The sequence below is a fragment of the Streptosporangium sandarakinum genome, assembly GCF_050942225.1.
Lineage (GTDB): Bacteria > Actinomycetota > Actinomycetes > Streptosporangiales > Streptosporangiaceae > Streptosporangium > Streptosporangium nondiastaticum.
On sequence record NZ_CP192034.1, the window covers coordinates 7,718,796 to 7,739,244 of the forward strand.

At 67.1% G+C, this 20,449-nt stretch carries 13 protein-coding genes and 3 rRNA genes; 11 read left to right on the plus strand and 5 right to left on the minus strand.

Going from position 1 to position 20,449, the window contains the following annotated elements; translation table 11 throughout:
• Positions 1–226: 226 nt before the first annotated feature.
• From ACQP10_RS35405 to ACQP10_RS35420, 4 genes are all read left to right on the plus strand, one after another.
• A complete protein-coding gene (locus ACQP10_RS35405) occupies positions 227–1,162 on the plus strand; it encodes an ABC transporter permease (protein ID WP_179826187.1) in 936 nt (311 codons plus the stop codon).
• Positions 1,155–2,006 (plus strand): ABC transporter ATP-binding protein, encoded by an 852-nt coding sequence (locus tag ACQP10_RS35410; protein ID WP_179826189.1) that lies wholly within the window; start codon positions 1,155–1,157, stop codon positions 2,004–2,006. Before ACQP10_RS35405 ends, ACQP10_RS35410 begins: the two co-directional genes overlap by 8 nt.
• Before the next feature lie 50 nt (positions 2,007–2,056).
• Positions 2,057–2,578 (plus strand): YbhB/YbcL family Raf kinase inhibitor-like protein, encoded by a 522-nt coding sequence (locus ACQP10_RS35415; protein WP_390000434.1) that lies wholly within the window; start codon positions 2,057–2,059, stop codon positions 2,576–2,578.
• Positions 2,579–2,740: 162 nt separating this feature from the next.
• Positions 2,741–2,944 (plus strand): hypothetical protein, encoded by a 204-nt coding sequence (locus tag ACQP10_RS35420; RefSeq protein WP_246424517.1) that lies wholly within the window; start codon positions 2,741–2,743, stop codon positions 2,942–2,944.
• A 322-nt stretch (positions 2,945–3,266) separates the two neighbouring features.
• Here ACQP10_RS35420 and ACQP10_RS35425 read toward each other — a convergent pair whose 3' ends face one another.
• Entirely contained in the window at positions 3,267–3,629 is a 363-nt protein-coding gene (locus ACQP10_RS35425; protein ID WP_346018636.1) for a hypothetical protein, read from the minus strand.
• 469 nt (positions 3,630–4,098) lie between these two features.
• Here ACQP10_RS35425 and ACQP10_RS35430 point away from each other — a divergent pair, with 469 nt between their 5' ends.
• The 4 genes from ACQP10_RS35430 to ACQP10_RS35445 all read left to right on the plus strand — a co-directional run bounded on the left by ACQP10_RS35430 (position 4,099) and on the right by ACQP10_RS35445 (position 9,335).
• Positions 4,099–4,713: a DUF1707 SHOCT-like domain-containing protein gene (locus ACQP10_RS35430; RefSeq protein ID WP_346018635.1), complete on the plus strand. Its 615-nt coding sequence runs from the start codon at positions 4,099–4,101 to the stop codon at positions 4,711–4,713.
• Between the two features lie 143 nt (positions 4,714–4,856).
• Positions 4,857–5,918 carry a phosphate acyltransferase PlsX gene (plsX, locus tag ACQP10_RS35435; RefSeq protein ID WP_346019699.1) on the plus strand — a complete coding sequence of 354 codons (1,062 nt, stop codon included), beginning with the start codon at positions 4,857–4,859 and terminating at the stop codon, positions 5,916–5,918.
• Between the two features lie 194 nt (positions 5,919–6,112).
• Complete coding sequence (gene argS, locus ACQP10_RS35440) at positions 6,113–7,861, plus strand: arginine--tRNA ligase (protein ID WP_390000423.1); 1,749 nt, start codon at positions 6,113–6,115, stop codon at positions 7,859–7,861.
• Between the two features lie 145 nt (positions 7,862–8,006).
• Positions 8,007–9,335: a hypothetical protein gene (locus ACQP10_RS35445; protein WP_390000420.1), complete on the plus strand. Its 1,329-nt coding sequence runs from the start codon at positions 8,007–8,009 to the stop codon at positions 9,333–9,335.
• Positions 9,336–9,477: 142 nt separating this feature from the next.
• On the opposite strand, the gene ACQP10_RS35450 is transcribed toward ACQP10_RS35445, so the two are convergent.
• Positions 9,478–9,870 carry a cell division protein SepF gene (locus tag ACQP10_RS35450; protein WP_179817696.1) on the minus strand — a complete coding sequence of 131 codons (393 nt, stop codon included), beginning with the start codon at positions 9,868–9,870 and terminating at the stop codon, positions 9,478–9,480.
• Between the two features lie 191 nt (positions 9,871–10,061).
• Between ACQP10_RS35450 and ACQP10_RS35455 the strand changes: the two genes are divergently transcribed.
• Positions 10,062–10,850, plus strand: coding sequence for a PhzF family phenazine biosynthesis protein (locus ACQP10_RS35455; RefSeq protein WP_433540488.1), 789 nt, complete (start codon positions 10,062–10,064; stop codon positions 10,848–10,850).
• Positions 10,851–11,218: 368 nt separating this feature from the next.
• On the opposite strand, the gene rrf is transcribed toward ACQP10_RS35455, so the two are convergent.
• The 3 genes from rrf to ACQP10_RS35470 form a co-directional block, all read right to left on the minus strand.
• Positions 11,219–11,335: ribosomal RNA gene (gene rrf, locus ACQP10_RS35460) — 5S ribosomal RNA — on the minus strand.
• 176 nt (positions 11,336–11,511) lie between these two features.
• Positions 11,512–14,638, minus strand: a 23S ribosomal RNA gene (locus ACQP10_RS35465).
• A gap of 468 nt (positions 14,639–15,106) precedes the next feature.
• Positions 15,107–16,624 (minus strand): 16S ribosomal RNA (locus ACQP10_RS35470).
• Together the 16S, 23S and 5S rRNA genes form the textbook arrangement of a ribosomal RNA operon.
• Positions 16,625–17,330: 706 nt before the next feature.
• Here ACQP10_RS35470 and ACQP10_RS35475 point away from each other — a divergent pair.
• Both ACQP10_RS35475 and mgrA read left to right on the plus strand, forming a co-directional pair.
• Positions 17,331–19,391, plus strand: a complete 2,061-nt coding sequence (locus ACQP10_RS35475; RefSeq protein WP_346018631.1) for a S9 family peptidase — start codon at positions 17,331–17,333, stop codon at positions 19,389–19,391.
• A complete protein-coding gene (gene mgrA, locus ACQP10_RS35480; RefSeq protein ID WP_346018630.1) occupies positions 19,388–20,416 on the plus strand; it encodes an L-glyceraldehyde 3-phosphate reductase in 1,029 nt (342 codons plus the stop codon). Before ACQP10_RS35475 ends, mgrA begins: the two co-directional genes overlap by 4 nt.
• Positions 20,417–20,449 lie beyond the last annotated feature (33 nt).

Genomic DNA, 20,449 nt, shown 5'->3' on the forward strand with positions numbered 1-20,449 from the left:
CGTGAACGACCAGGCTAAAATACCGGCGCACCGGCAGTGCTCGCACCCATTGCCCCTCTGATGACCTTGAGCTGGGCTAACGTTGGGCGGGGCACGGGGGACCTGAGGCCCACCGGCAAACCACGCGAATTGCCGTGGAACCTCTTTCTCGGAGATCCCGTCCAATGTGTGCGGCGGACCCCCGCCGCAGGCACTTCAACCACTCGCATCCAATAGAGTCCTTGCCATGAGCCAGCCGGAATCCGCGATCGCGGACGCCCAGGCGGGCGGCCCGAAGAACGGCACCCCCACCAAGGGGCAGGAGCCGCTGGCCAAGCTCGCCGAGCGTTACGGACTTCGGCGTGCCATCGCACGCCCCAGTCTGCCCGTCTACCTGCGCCAGTTGTGGGAACGACGGCACTTCATCACGACGTACGCCACCGCGCGCAACGTCTCGAAGTACAGCAACTCAGCCCTGGGCCAGCTGTGGCAGGTCCTCACGCCGCTGCTCAACGCGGCGATCTACTACGTGATGTTCGGCCTCATCCTGGGGGCCAAGGGCGGCATCGAGAACTACCCGGCGTTCCTCATCACCGGGATGTTCGTCTTCACCTACACCCAGCGCTCGGTGAGCAGCGGCGCCAAGTCGATCTCCGGCAACCTGTCGCTGATCCGCGCCCTGCACTTCCCCCGCGCGGCGCTCCCCCTCGCCTACACCATCCAGGAGTTCCAGCAGCTGCTGATCTCCATGGGCGTGCTGGTCGTGCTCGTGGTCATCACCGGCGAGCTGCCCACGTGGCTCTGGCTCCTCGTCCCGGTCGCCCTGGCACTGCAGACCATGTTCAACATCGGCGCGAGCCTGGTCCTGGCCCGCGTCGGCGCCTCGGCCCGCGACCTGAACCAGCTGCTGCCCTTCATCATGCGCACCTGGCTGTACGCCTCCGGGGTGTTCTTCTCCATCCAGGACCGGGTCGTGAACGCCGCGCACCTGCCGCAGTGGATCGCCGACGTCATGTACTTCAACCCGGCCGCCGCCTACATGGAGCTCATGCGCGATCTACTCATGAAAACGCACGAGCTGCGCCCCTATATCTGGCAGGTCTGCGTATTCTGGGCAGTGTTCGCCCTGATCGGTGGCTTCTGGTACTTCTGGCGAGCCGAGGAGAAGTACGGCCGTGGCTGAGTTGACCGAGGAGCTGTCGCACGTGAAGGCCGAGGAGCCCGGCGTCCCCAAGACGGACGTCAGGGTGCACCCTGACCCCGAGCCCGCCGGCAAGGACAAGGAGCGCGTCCCCACGGTCATCGTGGACGACCTGCACATCATCTACCGCGTGTACGGCGCGGCCACCGACAACGAGAAGGGCAACGCCGCCAACGCCCTGATGCGCCTCGTCAAGCGCCAGGGGCGGCCCCAGATGAAGGAGGTGCACGCCGTACGCGGCGTGTCCTTCGTGGCCTACCACGGCGACGCCATCGGCATCGTCGGCCGCAACGGCTCCGGCAAGTCCACGATGCTGCGCGCCATCGCCGGCCTGCTGCCGCCGCACTCCGGCGCCGTCTACACCGACGGCCAGCCGTCCCTGCTCGGCGTCAACGCCGCGCTGATGCGCGAGCTCACCGGCGAGCGCAACATCGTGCTCGGCTGCTACGCCATGGGCATGAACCCCGCGCAGGTCAAGGAGAAGTACGACGACATCGTCGACTTCTCCGGCATCGGGGAGTTCGTACAGTTCCCCATGTCCACCTACTCCTCGGGCATGGGCGCCCGCCTGCGCTTCGCCATCGCCTCGGCCAAGTCCCACGACGTGCTGCTCATCGACGAGGCCCTGGCCACCGGCGACCGCGAGTTCAAGCGCAAGAGCCAGGAGCGCATCAAGCAGATGCGCCAGGAGGCCGGCACGGTCTTCCTCGTCGCCCACAACCTCGACGTGATCGAGGAGACCTGCAACCGGGTCATCTGGCTGCACAAGGGGAAGATCAAGATGGACGGCGACCCGAAGACGGTCCTCGCCGCCTACAACGCCTGACCCGGGCAAGATGGGAAGGTCCGAAAGACCGTCCCACCGGAGGTGAACCTGTGTCCTCGCGGCCACCGATCCCCTACGACTTCCTGCCCGAGGTCCCCGCGCTGACCGTCGAGAGCGACGACGTCCGCGACGGCGAGACCATGTCCCAGACCCACGTGTTCGACGACTGGGGCTTCACCGGGGAGAACCTCTCCCCGCACCTGCGCTGGTCCGGCGCCCCCGAGGGCACGCTGAGCTACGCCGTCACCTGCTACGACCCCGACGCCCCCACCGGCAGCGGGTTCTGGCACTGGCTGCTGTTCGACATCCCCGCCGACGTGACGGAGCTGCCGAGGGGCGCCGGGAGCGCCGACGGCGGGTTCGGCACCCACGGCCGCAACGACTACAGCGCCAACGCCTACGGTGGCGCCGCCCCGCCGCCCGGCCTGCCGCACCGCTACATCTTCGCGGTGCACGCCCTCGACGTGGACAAGCTCGACCTGGGCCCCGACACCCCGCCGGCCGTGATCGGTTTCAACATCACCGCGCACACCGTGGCCCGCGGCTACATCGCGCCGGTCTACGAGAGCTGACCGCCGCCGCGCCGTCCCGCTCGGGACCGCCCCGGCCGGGACCGCCGGAGGGCCGCCCGCCCGGGCGCGTCCCGGCGCGCCGAACGGGGCCCCCGGCGCGTCTCCGGCGCGTCCGCCCCGATCCGCTGACACGACGATCAGCGTTCCGCTATGATTCGAACGTTGGTTCGATCATTGGAAGCCGTCATGGAGTGGGGGAGCGCGTTGCGAGAGCTGTCGACCGCGATCGACCACCTGGCCGTCGAGGACCCATCCGAGATTCCCCGCCTCCAGCTCGCCGAGCAGCTCATCGAGCTGCACTGGCAGATGGCGCGGCTCCAGGCCCAGATCGCCCGCCGCACCGCCGTACGGGCGCCGGGGGCCTGAGCCCGAGCGGGCCCGCGCGGCCCCGGAGCGTTCGGGAGACCCGCACGGGATCCCCGGCCCCGGGAAACGCGGCGCACCTTACGTCCACCCGGAAGGCGCGCGAGACCGGACTTCGGCGGCCGGTCGCGGCGCGCGGCACGACGGAGAGGGGCGGCCGACACATGTCGGCCGCCCCCTCTCCTCGTCACGGTCATCCGGCCCCCGGCGAACGCCGCGGCCGGCGCCCGTCCCGGGTTCCGTCCCCGCGGAATGATCCGCGGGGACGGAACCGGACCGTCCGGTGGCGCCCACGATCGTCCACGCGGGCACCGCCCGGCCGCCGTCAGCGGCCCATGACCACCAGCGGCATGCCGCCCATCGGCATCCCGCCCATCTGCGCGCCCATCTGCGCGCCCATGGGCATGCCGCCCATCGGCATGCCACCCATGGGCATCCCGCCCATCGGCATGCCGCCGCCCAGCGGCATCATCATGGGCGGCACGCCCGTCTCGCCGCCGCCGTTGAGGCCGAGCGACCCGATCGGCTGGCCGAGCAGGTTGAGGTTGTCGAGCTGCAGGCCGAGGATGCCCAGCAGGTTGTTGTTCCCGCCGATACCGCTGTCCGTCGCCGCCTGGGCGGGGGCGCACACCGTCGCCGCGACGCCGAACGCCGCGACGGCCACGGCCGTCTTGATGATCTTCTTCATGGTTGCCTTCCCAGCTTCTCTTCGGCCCGCTTCGTTCCCGGACTCTTTTCGGGAAGCGGGCTCTGGACCCTGTGTCGCCGGCGGGCGCGATGTGAAGGGTGCGCGGTGAACGCGCCGGCCGGGAACCGCTCGGCATTTGTATCCCAGGCCCGACGGCGCGAGATCGGCCTTTGGCCAGCTGATTACCCTCCTGGTCCGGGCCCTCCCGTCCCCGGGTGCCCGCTTGACCGATCGCGGCGGATACGGAGTCCTCCACGTCCCGGCCTTTGGCTTTCCCGCCGGACGGCGCACCTTCCCCACCGCCCTTCCGGCGCCGAGCCGCACGACCCTCCACGCACCCCGCCCTCCCCGGCGCTCCGGCCGACCCGGTGCCCCGCCCTCCCCGGCGCTCCGGCCGGCCCGGCGGCACTCCTCCGGAAATCACCGGATTCACCTATCGCGATATATCTTGTCCGCGTACAATCGGCGCATGACCTCCCTCGACCCCGCCGCCCGCGTGTCCGGCCTGGCCCCGCACGGGTCCGACCCCGCGCTGCGCGCCTCCGACGCCGACCGCGACCGCGTGGCGAGCGTGCTGAGCGAAGCCCTCGCCTCCGGCAGGCTCACCAGCCTCGAACACGCCGACCGCCTGGAGGCGACCTACAACTCCGTGACCGTGGGCGAGCTCGCCCCGATCATCCGCGACCTGCCCGACACCACCCCGGCCGGCACCGGCGCCGCCCCCGTCCGGCAGGAGATCGGCGCGGTCTTCAGCAAGGTGATCCGCGACGGGCGCTGGATCGCCGGACGCCACACGGCGCTGAACGCCACCTTCGGCGCCCTGATCGTCGACCTGTCCGACGCCGTGCTCCCCGGCCGGGAGATCACCCTTGAGGTCGACTGCCGCTTCAGCAAAATGATCGTCAGGGTCCCCGAGAACTCCCACGTCATCGACGAGGTCGGCGCACTGTTCGCCAAGCGCAGCATCTCCGGCGGCGTCGGCGCCGCGGACGGGCCCGTCATCAGGGTCGTCGGCAACGTCGCCTTCGGGAAGATCGTCATCTCGCGGGAGACCACCGACTGGAACCTTCCCCCCAGACGCTGAGCCCCGCACCGGTGAGCCCCGGCACCCCGGAGAACCGAGCCCGCGGTCGTCCCGCCTACGATGCGGGCATCCCCTTTCCCGCACGAGGTGACCGCTTGCCTGACACCGACGCCCCAGGCGTCCCGCCCATCGCCCTGGACGCCATGGGCGGCGACCACGCTCCCGACGAGATCGTCGCGGGGGCCGTGCGGGCCGTACGGGAACACGGGGTGCCCGTCCTCCTCGTGGGCGCGCCCCGACCCCTCCACGAGGCGCTCGCCCGGCACGACGCGCTCACCGAGATCCCCATCGTGCGGGCCGAGGAGGCCCTCGCCATGGACGAGGGCGCCCTGGCGAGCCTGCGCCGCCCGCGCTCCAGCATCGCCGTCGCCTGCCACCTCGTACGGCGGGGCGACGCCTGCGCCGTGGTCTCCGCCGGATCCACCGCCGGGGTGGTCGCCACCGGCAAGCTACGGCTCCGCAGCCAGCCCGGGGTGCTCCGGCCCGCCATCGCGGTCGCCCTGCCGACCCGGCCCGTCCCCACCATCCTGCTGGACGCCGGAGCGAACGCCGAGGTCAAGCCCGAGATGCTGGTGCAGTTCGCCCACCTCGGCGCCGCCTACGCACAGGCCTGCCTGGACATCCCCGACCCCAGGATCGGCCTGCTCACCATCGGCAGCGAACCGGAGAAGGGCAACAAGCTCGTCCGGCGGGCCCACGAACTGCTGGCCGCCGCGCCGGGACTGAACTTCACCGGCAACATCGAGGGACACGACCTGCTCACCGGGGTGGCCGACGTCATCGTCACCGACGGCTTCACCGGCAATGTGGCGCTCAAGACCATGGAGGGCAGCGTCCGCTACGCCTTCTCGGAGCTGGGCGCCACGCTCCGGGAGAGCCACGCGGCCCGGCTGGGCGGCCTGCTGCAGCGCAGGCGTCTTAGGGGCCTCCACCGTCGGCTCGACCCGGAGGTCCACGGCGGGGCCGTACTGCTCGGCCTGAACGGAACCGTGGTCATCGCGCACGGGGCGTCCCGGGCCGGCGGCGTCAGCGCCGCGTGCGTCCTGGCGGCCGAGCTGGCCCGGCGGGGGGTGGTGGCGCGGGTGGGAGAGCGCCTGGCCTCCTCCCGGCCGCACCGCCTCTGGGGACGGCCGTCCCCGCCCGCATCCCCGCCCTCATCACCGGCGGCGTCCCCGTCGAACCCCGGCGACGGCCACCCGGGGTGAGACCGCCGCACGAGTGAGACCGCTGGAACCGCGCACCGGACAGACCCCTCGCGTGGGTGGAACCACCGCGTCCAGTGAGATCACCGGACGAGGCGACGCGAACCCCGCACGACCTCGCCGGCGGCCATTTTCAAGATCATGTCATCGGTCGATATATCGCCGGTTCACCGCAGGCCAACCGATACCCTTGATGCATGACCGACCCGCAGCTCGTGCTCACCGAGCGCGTCCAGCAGGCGCTGGCCGCCGCATTCGGTGCGGAGTACGCCACCGCAGACCCGCTGATCCGTCCCTCGCAGTTCGCCGACTACCAGGCGAACGTCGCGATGAGTCTGAGCAAGCGACTGCGACGGGCCCCGCGCGAGGTCGCCCAGGAGATCGCCGACCGCCTCTCCGGCGCGAGCGGGGAGGGCCGGCCCTTCCCCGGCACCGTCGAGGTCAGCGGCCCCGGCTTCCTGAACATCACCCTCTCCGACGACTGGATCACCGGCCAGGTCGCCGAGCTGCTCACCGACCCGCGGGCCGGCGTCCCCGAGACCGCGTCGTCGCAGACCGTCGTGATCGACTACTCCGCGCCCAACGCGGCCAAGGAGATGCACGTCGGCCACCTGCGCACCACCATCGTCGGTGACGCGCTCGTCCGCGTCCACGAGCACCTCGGCAACCGGGTCGTCCGGCAGAACCACCTGGGCGACTGGGGCACCCCGTTCGGCATGCTCATCGAGCACCTCCTCGACATCGGCGAGGACGCCGCCGTGGCGCAGCTGGAGGCCGGCGAGGGCAACGCCTACTACCAGGCCGCCCGCGCGAAGTTCGACAGCGACCCCGAGTTCAACCGGCGCGCCCGCGCCCGCGTGGTCACCCTCCAGGCCGAGGAGCCGGAGACCATGCGCCTGTGGCACATCTTCATGGACGCCACGGTCCGCTACTTCAACAAGGTCTACACCCAGCTCGGCGTGACGCTGACCGACGCCGACATCGCCGGCGAGAGCATGTACAACCCCATGCTCGCCCAGGTCTGCGACGAACTGCAGGAGCACGGCATCGCCGTGATCAGCGAAGGCGCGCTCTGCGTCTTCCCGTCCGGCTTCACCGGCCGCGAGGGCCAGCCGCTCCCGTTCATGATCCGCAAGAGCGACGGCGGGTACGGCTACGCCACCACCGACATGGCGACGATCCGCTACCGCGTCCAGGACCTCAAGGCCGACCGCATCCTCTACGTGATCGGCGCCACCCAGGCCCTGCACATGTCGATGCTGTTCGCCTCCGCCCGGATGGCCGGCTGGCTGCCCGACCACGTCAACGCCGAGCACGTCCAGATCGGCAGCGTGCTGGGCAGCGACGGCAAGATGTTCAAGACCCGCAGCGGCGAGTCCATCAAGCTGCTCGACCTGCTCGCCGAGGCCGAGACCAGGGCCGCCGCGGTGATCGCCGAACGCGACTACGACGAGGCGACCCGCGCGGAGATCGCGCACGCCGTCGGCATGGGCGCGGTCAAGTACGCCGACCTGTCGGTCAGCCACGACAGCGAGTACGTCTTCGACTTCGACCGCATGCTCGCCCTGACCGGCAACACCGGCCCCTACCTGCAGTACGCCACCGCCCGGATCCGCTCCATCTTCCGCAGGGGGGGGATCGACCCGGCGGAGGCGACCGGACCGATCGTCCTCGGCCACCCGGCCGAGCGCGCCCTCGCCCTCCAGCTCCTCGGGTTCGCCCCGGCCGTGCTGGAGATGGCCGAGGGTTCGGTCCCGCACAAGCTCGCCGCCTACCTCTTCGAGACCGCGAGCACCCTCACCACCTTCTACGAGCACTGCCCCGTGCTCAAGGAGGGTGTCGAGCCGGCCACCCGCGCCTCGCGCCTGGCTCTGCTCGCGCTGACCCTGCGCGTCCTGGTGACCGGCCTGGACCTGCTCGGTATCCCGGTGCCCGAGCGCATGTGAGATCATCGACCGAATGATCGCCTTGATTCGGTAAATCGAGGCGATCATCCGGCAAAGTTGGATTCGGCGCGCCTCCCGACGGGGATGACCGGATCGCACTACGCTGGCGCGGTCAGTCGGTCACGATTTCGGAGAGTTCTCTGCCTTGAGCACGGACCTGACCGCGAGCCCCCGCATCGGAACGGAGTCGCACCGCTACGCCGAGGCGCTCCTGACAAGCCTGACCGCCGGAACCGGCGCCGGCCTCCCGATGCCACCGGAGGCCGCGGACGCGCCCGAGCACTGGCTGAGGCCCGCCGTCCAGGCGCTTGAGATGATCCTGCGGGGCGAGGACGCCCTCGAACCCCTCGGCCGCGCCGCCCAGCTCGACGGCCGGCGGACCGCGCTCTTCCTCTGCCTCGCCCTGGCCGTCGCCGGGCAGGGCGAGCAGATCCACGCCTCCTGGCTCGGCATCGCCTTCGGCGAGCTGTCGCTGGACCAGCCGGTGACCCACGGCCAGCGCGCGCTCTGGCTCGCCGCCGCCCGGGGCGCGTACGGCCCCGCCGGCAAGATCTTCGTGCTCCGCAGGCTCGACGCGGTGGCGATCCCCGCGCACACCGAGCCCGAACGCTGGCTGAGCGCGCTGACCCCGCACGAGCCCGCGATGGTGGTGCCGCCCTCGCTGGTCGACTTCCCCGAGCTCGCCGAGCTTCCCGAGCTGGCCGAGCCGGTTGAGGCCGCCGCACAGCTCGCCCGCCTCCGCGGCCGCTGCACCGAGATCACCTCCACCCGGCAGAACGGCTCCGGCCGCAAACCGGCCACCCCCGAGGGAAGGCCCGCGGAAGCCGAGGAGAAGCTCCTCGTCGCGCTACGCCACCTGATCGGCTCCGCCGAGCCCGAGACGCCGCCCGGCTCGCTCATCGACCATCTCCTCGCCGACCTGCGGCCGGGCTCCGACCTGCACCTCGCGGGCATCGCCCTGCACGTGGCCGCGCCCATCGTGCGGTCCGCCGCGGAGACCCTCGTCACGACCACCCAGGCCGAGCCTCCGGAGTCGGTCACCATGCCGATCCTGGGACACAGCGTGGTGCTCCGTCCCGAGGGTCCGGACCCCGAGTCGCTGGCCGCGGCCGAGGAGCGGATCTCCGTCGAGGGTGTGCCGGACCGCGGCCGTCCCTGGATGGGTTACGCGCTCCTCGCCTTCGGCGTGGCCGTACTGGCGACGGCGTTCGCCACCTCGGCGACGCTCCCCCTCGCGGGTCTCGCGCTGGCCCTGTTCGCGGCGGGCGGCTACGGGCTCTGGCACCGGCGCAGGCGCGAGCGGGCCGACGCCGAGTACGTCACCGCGCAGCTCTCCGAACTGCGGGAACTGGCGGAGGGCGCCGTGTGGGCGCTGCACGAGTACGCCCGGGAGAACGAGAAGCGCGTCCAGGACGCGGCGGCGGACCTCGCCGAGCTGACCCGTCTGCTCCGCAGGGGCCCCCGCGCCCGCTAGGTTCCGTCCTGCGGGTCGTCCCACCCTGCGCGGGCGACCGGACGGAGATGCACGGAACCGGAACCCAGGTCACGCCGCCTCCGGACACGGACGTGCCCGGAGGCGGCGTGGCATCTCCGGGCACGTTCCAAGATCGAAAGGGTCAGCCGGTGGTGATCTCCACGTCGGCGGGCGCCAGCAGGAAGACCTTCTCGGCGATGCGCTCGATACGGCCCTCGCAGCCGTAGGCCAGACCCGCCGCGAAGTCGACCATCCGGGTGGCCTCGGCGGTGCTCATGCAGTTGACGTCCATGATGACCGTCTGACCGTCACGGAAGTGCCGCCCGATGAGCGGCGCGTCGTTGTACTTGCGCGGCGTCAGCATCACGATCTGCGAGGGCTCGCTGGTCGAGTGCCAGCGCCTGGCCGCGCGCTCCGACGCGGACTGCCAGTCCTCACCCTCGCCTTCGACGTCGTCCACGTACTCGTAGGACTCGTCGTAGTCCTCCACACCGCTCAGGCCAAGGTATGTCGCCACCTTGCGCACTGCCCCCATCGGCTCGTCCTTTCCTACAGGACCACGCCGCAGCCGGCTTGTCCCTCCACCTTGGACGGTAACCGACGAATTGAAGTTCGCCGCGCGACACGCCCAGGGCTTATTCCCACTTTGTACGGCTAGCGCACTGGTCCACCCGACCCTCATACCCACTTCTGGGCGGATATTGCATCACGACTAGCATTATGGACATGCGCATCTACACGGTCGATTCATTTACCGACCAGTTTTTCAAGGGTAACCCGGCGGGGGTCTGCCTACTCGACAATCCGGCACCGGACGCCTGGATGCAGGCCCTCGCCGCGGAGATGCGGCACTCCGAGACCGCCTTCCTCCTCGGAGGAGAGGCCGGCGAGCCGTACTCGCTCCGCTGGTTCACCCCGGCGACCGAGGTGGCCCTGTGCGGACACGCGACCTTGGCGACGGCGCACGTCCTGTATTCCACCGGAACGGCTCCGGAAACCCTGAAGTTCGCCACGAAGAGCGGAATCCTCGCCGTGACCAGGGACGAAACAGGTCTGATCACCATGGACTTCCCCGCCAAGCCCCTGGAGGAGACCGATCCGCCGGAGGGGCTGACGGAGGCGCTGGGGGTCACTCCCCGGTGGGCAGGCAAGAACGTCTGGGACTACCTCGTGGAGGTGGAGTCCGAGGACGCCGTACGCGCCGTCTCCCCCGACTTCCCCGCCCTGGCGGCCGTGGACGCCCGAGGGGTCATCGTGACCGCCCCCTCGGCTCGTCCCGGCGTCGACTACGTCTCGCGGTTCTTCGCCCCCAGGGTCGGCGTCCCGGAGGACCCGGTCACCGGTTCGGCCCACTGCGCCCTGGCGCCGTACTGGACGGCCAAGCTCGGCCCGGCCACCCTCCTCGGGGAGCAGCTCTCCGAGCGGGGCGGGACGATACGCACGACCGTGCGGGGGGACCGCGTCGAGCTGTCGGGCCGGGCGGTGACCGTCCTCTCCGGCGAGCTCCACGCCTGAGACCCCGAGCGCGTCATCCGAGACCCCGCCCTGAGGCTCCGAACGCTTCCCAGAGACTTCAGGCGTGCCGACTGGGGCCATGGGCGCTTCCCGGAGGTTCCGAGGCGCCGGCGGAGACTTCAGGTCGTGTCGGTCCCGCGGCCCGTCGGGAGCCACGATCCCCAGCCGGTTCGCGCCGAACGCGCTCGAACAAAAGCCCGTCTGACGTTTGGACACGAGAATCCCGGCAGATGGAAAAGAACCGCACATACTAAAAAAGCGCCTCACCCGGGCAGTGGAAAAACATGCATGAATCGCGAGAGAACCCCGGAAACACAGAAAGGGCCGCTCCCCCGGTGAAACCAGGGGGCGGCCCTCTCCAAAAGATTGTCCGGCGGCGACCTACTCTCCCACACCGTCCCCGGTGCAGTACCATCGGCGCTGAAGAGCTTAACTTCCGGGTTCGGAATGTAACCGGGTGTTTCCCCTTCGCCATAACCGCCGTAACACTATGAAACACACAAACACACGCACCCAACCCGAAAACCAGCCGGCTCCGGGGGTGCAGACGGTGCCTGCTGCCTCAGAATCACACAGTGGACGCGAGCAAAACCAGTGATCACGCGCTGCTCCGGACCCGGCGAAGAGTACAGAGCGCTGCAGAAAACCACACGAATGCTTTATGGTCAAGTCCTCGGCCTATTAGTACCGGTCAGCTCCACACATTACTGCGCTTCCACCTCCGGCCTATCAACCCAATCGTCTATTGGGAGCCTTACCCCCTCACGGGGTGGGAGACCTCATCTCAAGGCAAGCTTCCCGCTTAGATGCTTTCAGCGGTTATCCCTCCCGAACGTAGCCAACCAGCCGTGCTCCTGGCGGAACAACTGGCACACCAGAGGTTCGTCCGTCCCGGTCCTCTCGTACTAGGGACAGCCCCTTTCAAGTCTCCTGCGCGCGCAGCGGATAGGGACCGAACTGTCTCGCGACGTTCTAAACCCAGCTCGCGTACCGCTTTAATGGGCGAACAGCCCAACCCTTGGGACCTACTCCAGCCCCAGGATGCGACGAGCCGACATCGAGGTGCCAAACCATCCCGTCGATATGGACTCTTGGGGAAGATCAGCCTGTTATCCCCGGGGTACCTTTTAGCCGTTGAGCGACGGCGCTTCCACATGCCACCGCCGGATCACTAGTCCCAGCTTTCGCTCCTGCTCGACCCGCCGGTCTCACAGTCAAGCTCCCTTGTGCACTTACACTCGACACCTGATTGCCAACCAGGCTGAGGGAACCTTTGGGCGCCTCCGTTACCCTTTAGGAGGCAACCGCCCCAGTTAAACTACCCACCAGACACTGTCCCTGATCCGGATCACGGACCCAAGTTAGACGTCCAAAACGACCAGAGTGGTATTTCACCAATGACTCCACCGGAACTAGCGTCCCAGCTTCACCGTCTCCCACCTATCCTACACAAACCGTTCCAAACGCCAATGTCAAGCTGTAGTGAAGGTCCCGGGGTCTTTCCGTCCTGCTGCGCGTAACGAGCATCTTTACTCGTAGTGCAATTTCGCCGGGTCTGCGGTTGAGACAGCGGGGAAGTCGTTACGCCATTCGTGCAGGTCGGAACTTACCCGACAAGGAATTTCGCTACCTTAGGATGGTTATAGTTACCACCGCCGTTTACTGGCGCTTAAGTTCTCACCTTCGCACACCCGAAGGCATGCTAAGCGGTCCCCTTAACGTTCCAGCACCGGGCAGGCGTCAGTCCGTATACATCGTCTTACGACTTCGCACGGACCTGTGTTTTTAGTAAACAGTCGCTTCCCCCTGGCCTCTGCGGCCCCCACCAGCTCCGAGTGCAAGACTCATCACCAGCGAAGGCCCCCCTTCTCCCGAAGTTACGGGGGCAATTTGCCGAGTTCCTTAACCGCAGTTCACCCGATCGCCTTGGTATTCTCTACCTGACCACCTGAGTCGGTTTCGGGTACGGGCCGCCATGACACTCACTAGAGGCTTTTCTCGGCAGCATAGGATCACCCACTTCGCCACAATCGGCTCGGCATCACGTCTCAGGATATACGGACCGCGGATTTACCTACGGTCCTCCCTACACGCTTACCCCAGGAACAACCATCGCCTGGGATGGGCTACCTTCCTGCGTCACCCCATCGCTTACCTACTACCAGATCAGGTCAGGCGTTCAGCCTCACCCCAGACCCGAAGGCCCGGAGGGCTTAAGGACCCTTAGTATCACTGGGTTCAGTATGGGCGCATCACAGCGGGTACGGGAATATCAACCCGTTGTCCATCGACTACGCCTGTCGGCCTCGCCTTAGGTCCCGACTTACCCTGGGCGGATTAGCCTGGCCCAGGAACCCTTGGTCATCCGGCGCAGAAGTTTCTCACTTCTGATTCGCTACTCATGCCTGCATTCTCACTCGCACGGCCTCCACAACTGGATCACTCCGCTGCTTCGCCGGCCGCACGACGCTCCCCTACCCATCCACACCCCTCGACAAAAGCCAGGGTTGATGTGTGAATGCCACGACTTCGGCGGTGTACTTGAGCCCCGCTACATTGTCGGCGCAGAATCACTTGACCAGTGAGCTATTACGCACTCTTTCAAGGGTGGCTGCTTCTAAGCCAACCTCCTGGTTGTCACTGCGACTCCACATCCTTTCCCACTTAGCACACGCTTAGGGGCCTTAGTCGGTGGTCTGGGCTGTTTCCCTCTCGACTACGGAGCTTATCCCCCGCAGTCTCACTGCCACGCTCTCACTTACCGGCATTCGGAGTTTGGCTGACGTCAGTAACCTTGTCGGGCCCATCGGCCATCCAGTGCTCTACCTCCGGCAAGAAACACGCGACGCTGCACCTAAATGCATTTCGGGGAGAACCAGCTATCACGGAGTTTGATTGGCCTTTCACCCCTAAACACAGGTCATCCCCCAGGTTTTCAACCCTGGTGGGTTCGGTCCTCCACGCGGTCTTACCCGCGCTTCAACCTGCCCATGCCTAGATCACTCCGCTTCGGGTCTGCAGCATGCGACTCAAACGCCCTATTCAGACTCGCTTTCGCTACGGCTACCCCACACGGGTTAACCTCGCCACACACCGCAACTCGCAGGCTCATTCTTCAAAAGGCACGCAGTCACATCACGAGCAGGGCGAACCCCGCTCACGCTCCTACGGCTTGTAGGCACACGGTTTCAGGTACTATTTCACGACCCCTCACCGGGGCACTTTTCACCTTTCCCTCACGGTACTAGTGCACTATCGGTCATCAGGGAGTATTTAGGCTTACCAGGTGGTCCTGGCAGATTCACACAGGATTTCTCGGGCCCCGTGCTACTTGGGATCCCCTCCAGCAGTCGACAGGATTTCGCCTACCCGGCTCTCACGGTCTCCGGCGCCCCTTCCCAGAAGCTTCGGCTACCCCATCGATTTCTCACTGCTCGTGGCTCCGGCAGAAACCACAAGAAGGTCCCACAACCCCGAACACGCAACGCCCGCCGGCTTTAACACGCGCCCGGTTTAGCCTCTTCCGCTTTCGCTCACCACTACTCACGGAATCACTATTTGTTTTCTCTTCCTACGGGTACTGAGATGTTTCACTTCCCCGCGTTACCACCAACCGCCCTATACATTCAGGCGGAGGCAACACCACATGACTGGTGCTAGGTTTCCCCATTCGGACATCCCCGGATCAACGTCTGGTTGGCGACTCCCCGGGGCTTAACGCAGCCTCCCACGTCCTTCATCGGCTCCTGATGCCAAGGCATCCACCGTGTGCCCTAAAAAACTTGGCCACAAAGATGCTCGCGTCCACTATGCAAATCTCAAACAACACGCAGCGACCATCACGACCCCACCACCAGACACCCACACGAGCCGGAAGCCAACAGCTTCCACCTCATCCGAGCCGGTATGACAGGCGGACGGTCCCGCAGAGGGAAACTCAGAACCTCACCAGCTGCGCGGTCTCCCGCGAAGCTGGCCGCCACACGCCACCACTCTTCACGAGTGGCGCCGCACGGCGGCTGGTCCGTTTCCTCAGGACCCAACAGTGTGTTCACCCGGACCTCACCCCGACGACCCCGTTCCCACTCCCGTCCCCCCGAAGGGGGCAGGCGGTACTAGCGGCCCGGCGACCCGGTCCGACTGACTAGCCAGTGCTCCACTAATGAGCGCGCCACGCGCAGGACACTCGCCTGCGACCGTGGCTGGATCAGATCGACTCGCTCGCTGAGCGGGCCGGCTGATCGGATGCTCCTTAGAAAGGAGGTGATCCAGCCGCACCTTCCGGTACGGCTACCTTGTTACGACTTCGTCCCAATCGCCAGCCCCACCTTCGACCGCTCCCCCCCAAAGGGTTGGGCCACGGGCTTCGGGTGTTGCCGACTTTCGTGACGTGACGGGCGGTGTGTACAAGGCCCGGGAACGTATTCACCGCAGCGTTGCTGATCTGCGATTACTAGCGACTCCGACTTCATGGGGTCGAGTTGCAGACCCCAATCCGAACTGAGACCGGCTTTTAGGGATTCGCTCCACCTTGCGGTATCGCAACCCTCTGTACCGGCCATTGTAGCATGTTTGCAGCCCAAGACATAAGGGGCATGATGACTTGACGTCATCCCCACCTTCCTCCGAGTTGACCCCGGCAGTCCCCCATGAGTCCCCACCACCCCGAAGGGCGTGCTGGCAACATGGAGCAAGGGTTGCGCTCGTTGCGGGACTTAACCCAACATCTCACGACACGAGCTGACGACAGCCATGCACCACCTGTCACCCAGTCCGAAGAGGGCTCTGTCTCCAGAGCTTTCCGGGCGATGTCAAGCCTTGGTAAGGTTCTTCGCGTTGCGTCGAATTAAGCAACATGCTCCGCCGCTTGTGCGGGCCCCCGTCAATTCCTTTGAGTTTTAGCCTTGCGGCCGTACTCCCCAGGCGGGGCGCTTAATGCGTTAGCTACGGCGCGGAAACCGTGGAAGGCCCCCACACCTAGCGCCCAACGTTTACGGCGTGGACTACCAGGGTATCTAATCCTGTTCGCTCCCCACGCTTTCGCTCCTCAGCGTCAGGTAAGGCCCAGAGAACCGCCTTCGCCACCGGTGTTCCTCCTGATATCTGCGCATTTCACCGCTACACCAGGAATTCCGTTCTCCCCTGCCTACCTCTAGCCAGCCCGTATCGAATGCAGACCTGGAGTTAAGCCCCAAGCTTTCACATCCGACGCGACAAGCCACCTACGAGCTCTTTACGCCCAATAATTCCGGACAACGCTTGCGCCCTACGTATTACCGCGGCTGCTGGCACGTAGTTAGCCGGCGCTTCTTCTGCAGGTACACGTCAACTTCGTCCCTGCTGAAAGAGGTTTACAACCCGAAGGCCGTCATCCCCCACGCGGCGTCGCTGCGTCAGGCTTCCGCCCATTGCGCAATATTCCCCACTGCTGCCTCCCGTAGGAGTCTGGGCCGTGTCTCAGTCCCAGTGTGGCCGGTCGCCCTCTCAGGCCGGCTACCCGTCGTCGCCTTGGTAGGCCGTTACCCCACCAACAAGCTGATAGGCCGCGAGTCCATCCCCAACCGAAAAACTTTCCACACGCATCCCATGCGGAAGCGTGTCGTATCCGGTATTAGACCCAGTTTCCCGGGCTTATCCCAGAGTCAGGGGCAGGTTACTCACGTGTTACTCACCCGTTCGCCGCTCGAGTACCCCGAAGGGCCTTTCCGCTCGACTTGCATGTGTTAAGCACGCCGCCAGCGTTCGTCCTGAGCCAGGATCAAACTCTCCAAACAATGTCTACAGAGTTTCTCCCGGCTGAAAGCATCCCCGTCCCGGCAAAGGAGACGAGGTGCATCAACCAAAGGAATCCGTCCTCCCACCGAAGCGGGTGGGACGGGGTTGTGCATCATACACTGGCTTTTAACACACTGTTGAGTTCTCAAGAAACGGACGCGTTCACCGTCGATCCGGACCCTCAGGCCCGTTTCTCCGGGGCGTTTCGTTCGTTTCGTTGTGCCTTTATTCTTTCAGACCGGCTTTTTCGTGTCAAACCGCTCTTTCGGAGCGACTTTCTTCGATTCCACCGACCCGAAGGGAATTCGGGCGGCCCCTTTCGAGGCAACCCCTCAAACTTACCAGCCTCTGAGCGGCTCTGCGAACCGATCAACGCGGCGGTGCGTTTCAAGGGGATATCGGGGAACACAGTACAAGCCACGCCGAAGTCACCGAAGTGATTGGAGTGGTTTGGCCGGTCCCTGCCGACCACGAAAGATTAGCAGTCCCCGCGGACCGCTTGAGCCGTAACGGCAGAACATCTCCCCGCCCTGAACCGAGCCGAGCCGAGTCGGGCCGAACTGAGCGCCGGACCAAGCGGAGCCGGACCGAGCCGGACCGAGCCGTGCCGCCGAGCCGTGACAGCCGAACCGCCCTCCGGAGGGTGCCCCGGGGAAGACCCCGGACCCCCGGGGACGGGTCCGGCGGGAAACATAGACTCGGCGGGTGAGCAGTCAGATGCCGCCCAAGGCGAAGAAGGTTCCCAGCGAGCGCGTACACCACGGGGACACCGTGATCGACGAGTACGCGTGGCTGACGGTCAAGGACGATCCCGACACGATCGCTTACCTCGAAGCGGAGAACGCCTATACGGAGCAGGCGACCGCTCATCTCAAGCCCCTGCAGGAGACGATCTTCCAGGAGATCAAGAGCCGGACGCTGGAGACCGACCTCTCGGTCCCCAGCCGGAAGAACGGCTGGTGGTACTACTCGCGGACCGAGGAGGGCAAGCAGTACGGCATCCAGTGCCGGGTCGCGGCCACCGGGGAGACGCCGCCCGAGCTGAAGGCCGGCGAGCCGCTTCCCGGTGAGGAGGTCCTCCTCGACGGCAACGAGCTGGCCGGGGACAGCGACTTCTTCGCCATCGGCACCAGCGCGGTCAGCCCCGACGGCACCATGATGGCCTACTCGGTGAACTTCACCGGCGACGAGCGCTTCACCCTGAGGGTGAGGAACCTCGTCACCGGGGAGATCCTCCCCGACGAGATCCCCGGCATTTTCTACGGCGGCGCCTGGTCGGCGGACGGCACCGCCTTCTTCTACACGACGGTGGACGAGAGCTGGCGGCCGTACCGGGTCCACCGGCACACGATCGGCACCGCGGCCGAGGACGACGTCCTGGTCCACGAGGAGACCGACGAGCGGTTCTGGCTGGGCATCGGCCTCAGCCGCAGCGAGCGCTACCTGATGCTGGCGGCCGAAAGCAAGATCACCAGCGAGGTCAGGATCCTGGAGGCGGACGACCCCGCGGGCGAGTTCCGCGTCGTACGGCCCCGCGAGACGGGCGTCGAGTACGGCGTCGAGCACGCCGGCGACCGCTTCCTGGTCCTGCACAACCGGAACGCGGAGAACTTCGAGCTGGCCACCGCCCCGCTCGACGACCCCGGCACCTGGACCCCGCTGATCGAGCACCGCGCCGACACCCGGCTGCTCAACGTCGACGCGTTCCAGAGCCACTCCGTCGTGCACTTCCGCCGGGACGGCCTCACCGGCATCCGCATCCTCCCGGGGGACGGCGAGCCGTACGAGATCTCCTTCCCCGAGCCGATCTACGACGTCGGGCCCGCCGGCAACCCGGAGTTCGTCACCGAGCGGCTGCGCCTGGGCTACACCAGCATGATCACCCCTGCGTCGGTCTACGACTACGACCTGGCGACGCGCGAGCTGATCCTGCTGAAGCGCAAGCCGGTGCTCGGCGGTTACGACCCGGACGACTACGAGCAGTTCCGCGAGTGGGCGACGGCCTCCGACGGCACCCGCGTCCCCATCTCGATCGTGGTCAGGAAGGGCACCGAGCGGCCCGCGCCCACCCTCCTGTACGGCTACGGCAGCTACGAGGTGTCGATCGACCCGTCGTTCTCGATCCCCAGGCTCAGCCTGCTCGACCGGGGCTTCGTCTTCGCCATCGCGCACATCCGGGGCGGCGGCGAGATGGGCCGCCGCTGGTACGAGGACGGCAAGTTCCAGCAGAAGAAGAACACCTTCACCGACTTCGTCGCCGCCGCCGAGCACCTGAAGGCCGAGGGGTGGTCGAGCTCGATCGTCGCCCGGGGCGGTTCGGCCGGCGGGCTGCTGATGGGGGCGGTGGCGAACCTCGCGCCGGAGAGCTTCGCCGGCGTCGTCGCCCAGGTGCCGTTCGTGGACGCGCTCAACACGATCCTCGATCCGTCGCTGCCGTTGACGGTGATCGAGTGGGACGAGTGGGGCGATCCCCTGCACAACGCCGACGTGTACGAGTACATGAAGTCGTACACGCCGTACGAGAACGTGGACGACCGGGTCTACCCGCCGATCTTCGCGATCACCAGCCTCAACGACACCCGGGTCTTCTACCACGAGCCCGCCAAATGGGTCGCGAAGCTCCGCGACACCGCGCGGGGCGGGCCGTTCCTGCTCAAGACGGAGATGGGCGCCGGCCACGGCGGACGCAGCGGCAGGTACGACGCCTGGCGCGAGGAGGCTCTCGTCCTCTCCTGGATCCTCGACACGGCCAAGGTGACCAAGTGACGTACACGGCGGCGGAAGACCGCTACGACGGGCGGCAGCCGTACAACAGGGTCGGCAGGAGCGGGCTGAGGCTGCCCGCCGTCTCACTGGGCCTCTGGCACAACTTCGGCGACGACAAGCCCTTCGAGACCCAGCGGGCCATCCTGCGCCGGGCGTTCGACCTGGGGGTGACCCACTTCGACCTGGCCAACAACTACGGCCCGCCGTACGGCTCGGCGGAGACCAACTTCGGCCGGCACCTGCGGGAGGACTTCGCGCCGTACCGCGACGAGCTGGTGATCTCGACGAAGGCCGGGTACGACATGTGGCCCGGCCCCTACGGCGAGTGGGGGTCGCGCAAGTACCTGCTCGCCAGCCTCGACCAGTCGCTGAAGCGGATGGGCCTGGACTACGTCGACATCTTCTACAGCCACCGGTTCGACCCGGACACCCCGCTGGAGGAGACGATGGGCGCGCTGGACCACGCGGTCCGGTCGGGCCGGGCGCTGTACGCGGGCATCTCCTCCTACTCGCCGGAGCACACCGTCGAGGCGGCGCGGATCATGCGGGAGATGGGCACGCCGCTGCTCATCCACCAGCCGTCCTACTCGATGCTCAACCGGTGGATCGAGGGTGGGCTGCTCGACGCCCTGGAGCAGGAGGGCATGGGCTGCATCGCGTTCTCGCCGCTGGCCCAGGGCATGCTGACCAGCCGCTACCTCGACGGGATCCCCGAGGGGTCGCGGGCGTCGCTGGGGAGGTTCCTCACCCCCGAGATGCTGACCGAGGAGACGATGCGGCACGTCCGCCGGCTCAACGAGATCGCCCAGGGGCGGGGGCAGACGCTCGCCCAGATGGCGCTCTCCTGGGCGCTGCGCGACAGCCGCGTGACGTCCGTGCTGATCGGCGCGAGCAGCGTCGGGCAGCTTGAGGACAGCCTCGGAGCGGTGCGGAACCTGTCGTTCACCGACGACGAGCTCGCGGCCATCGACAAGGACGCGGTCGAGGCGGGCATCAACATCTGGGCCCGGTCGAGCGAGGCCTGACCTTCCGGTGCCCGGGACCGCGGTCCCGGGCAC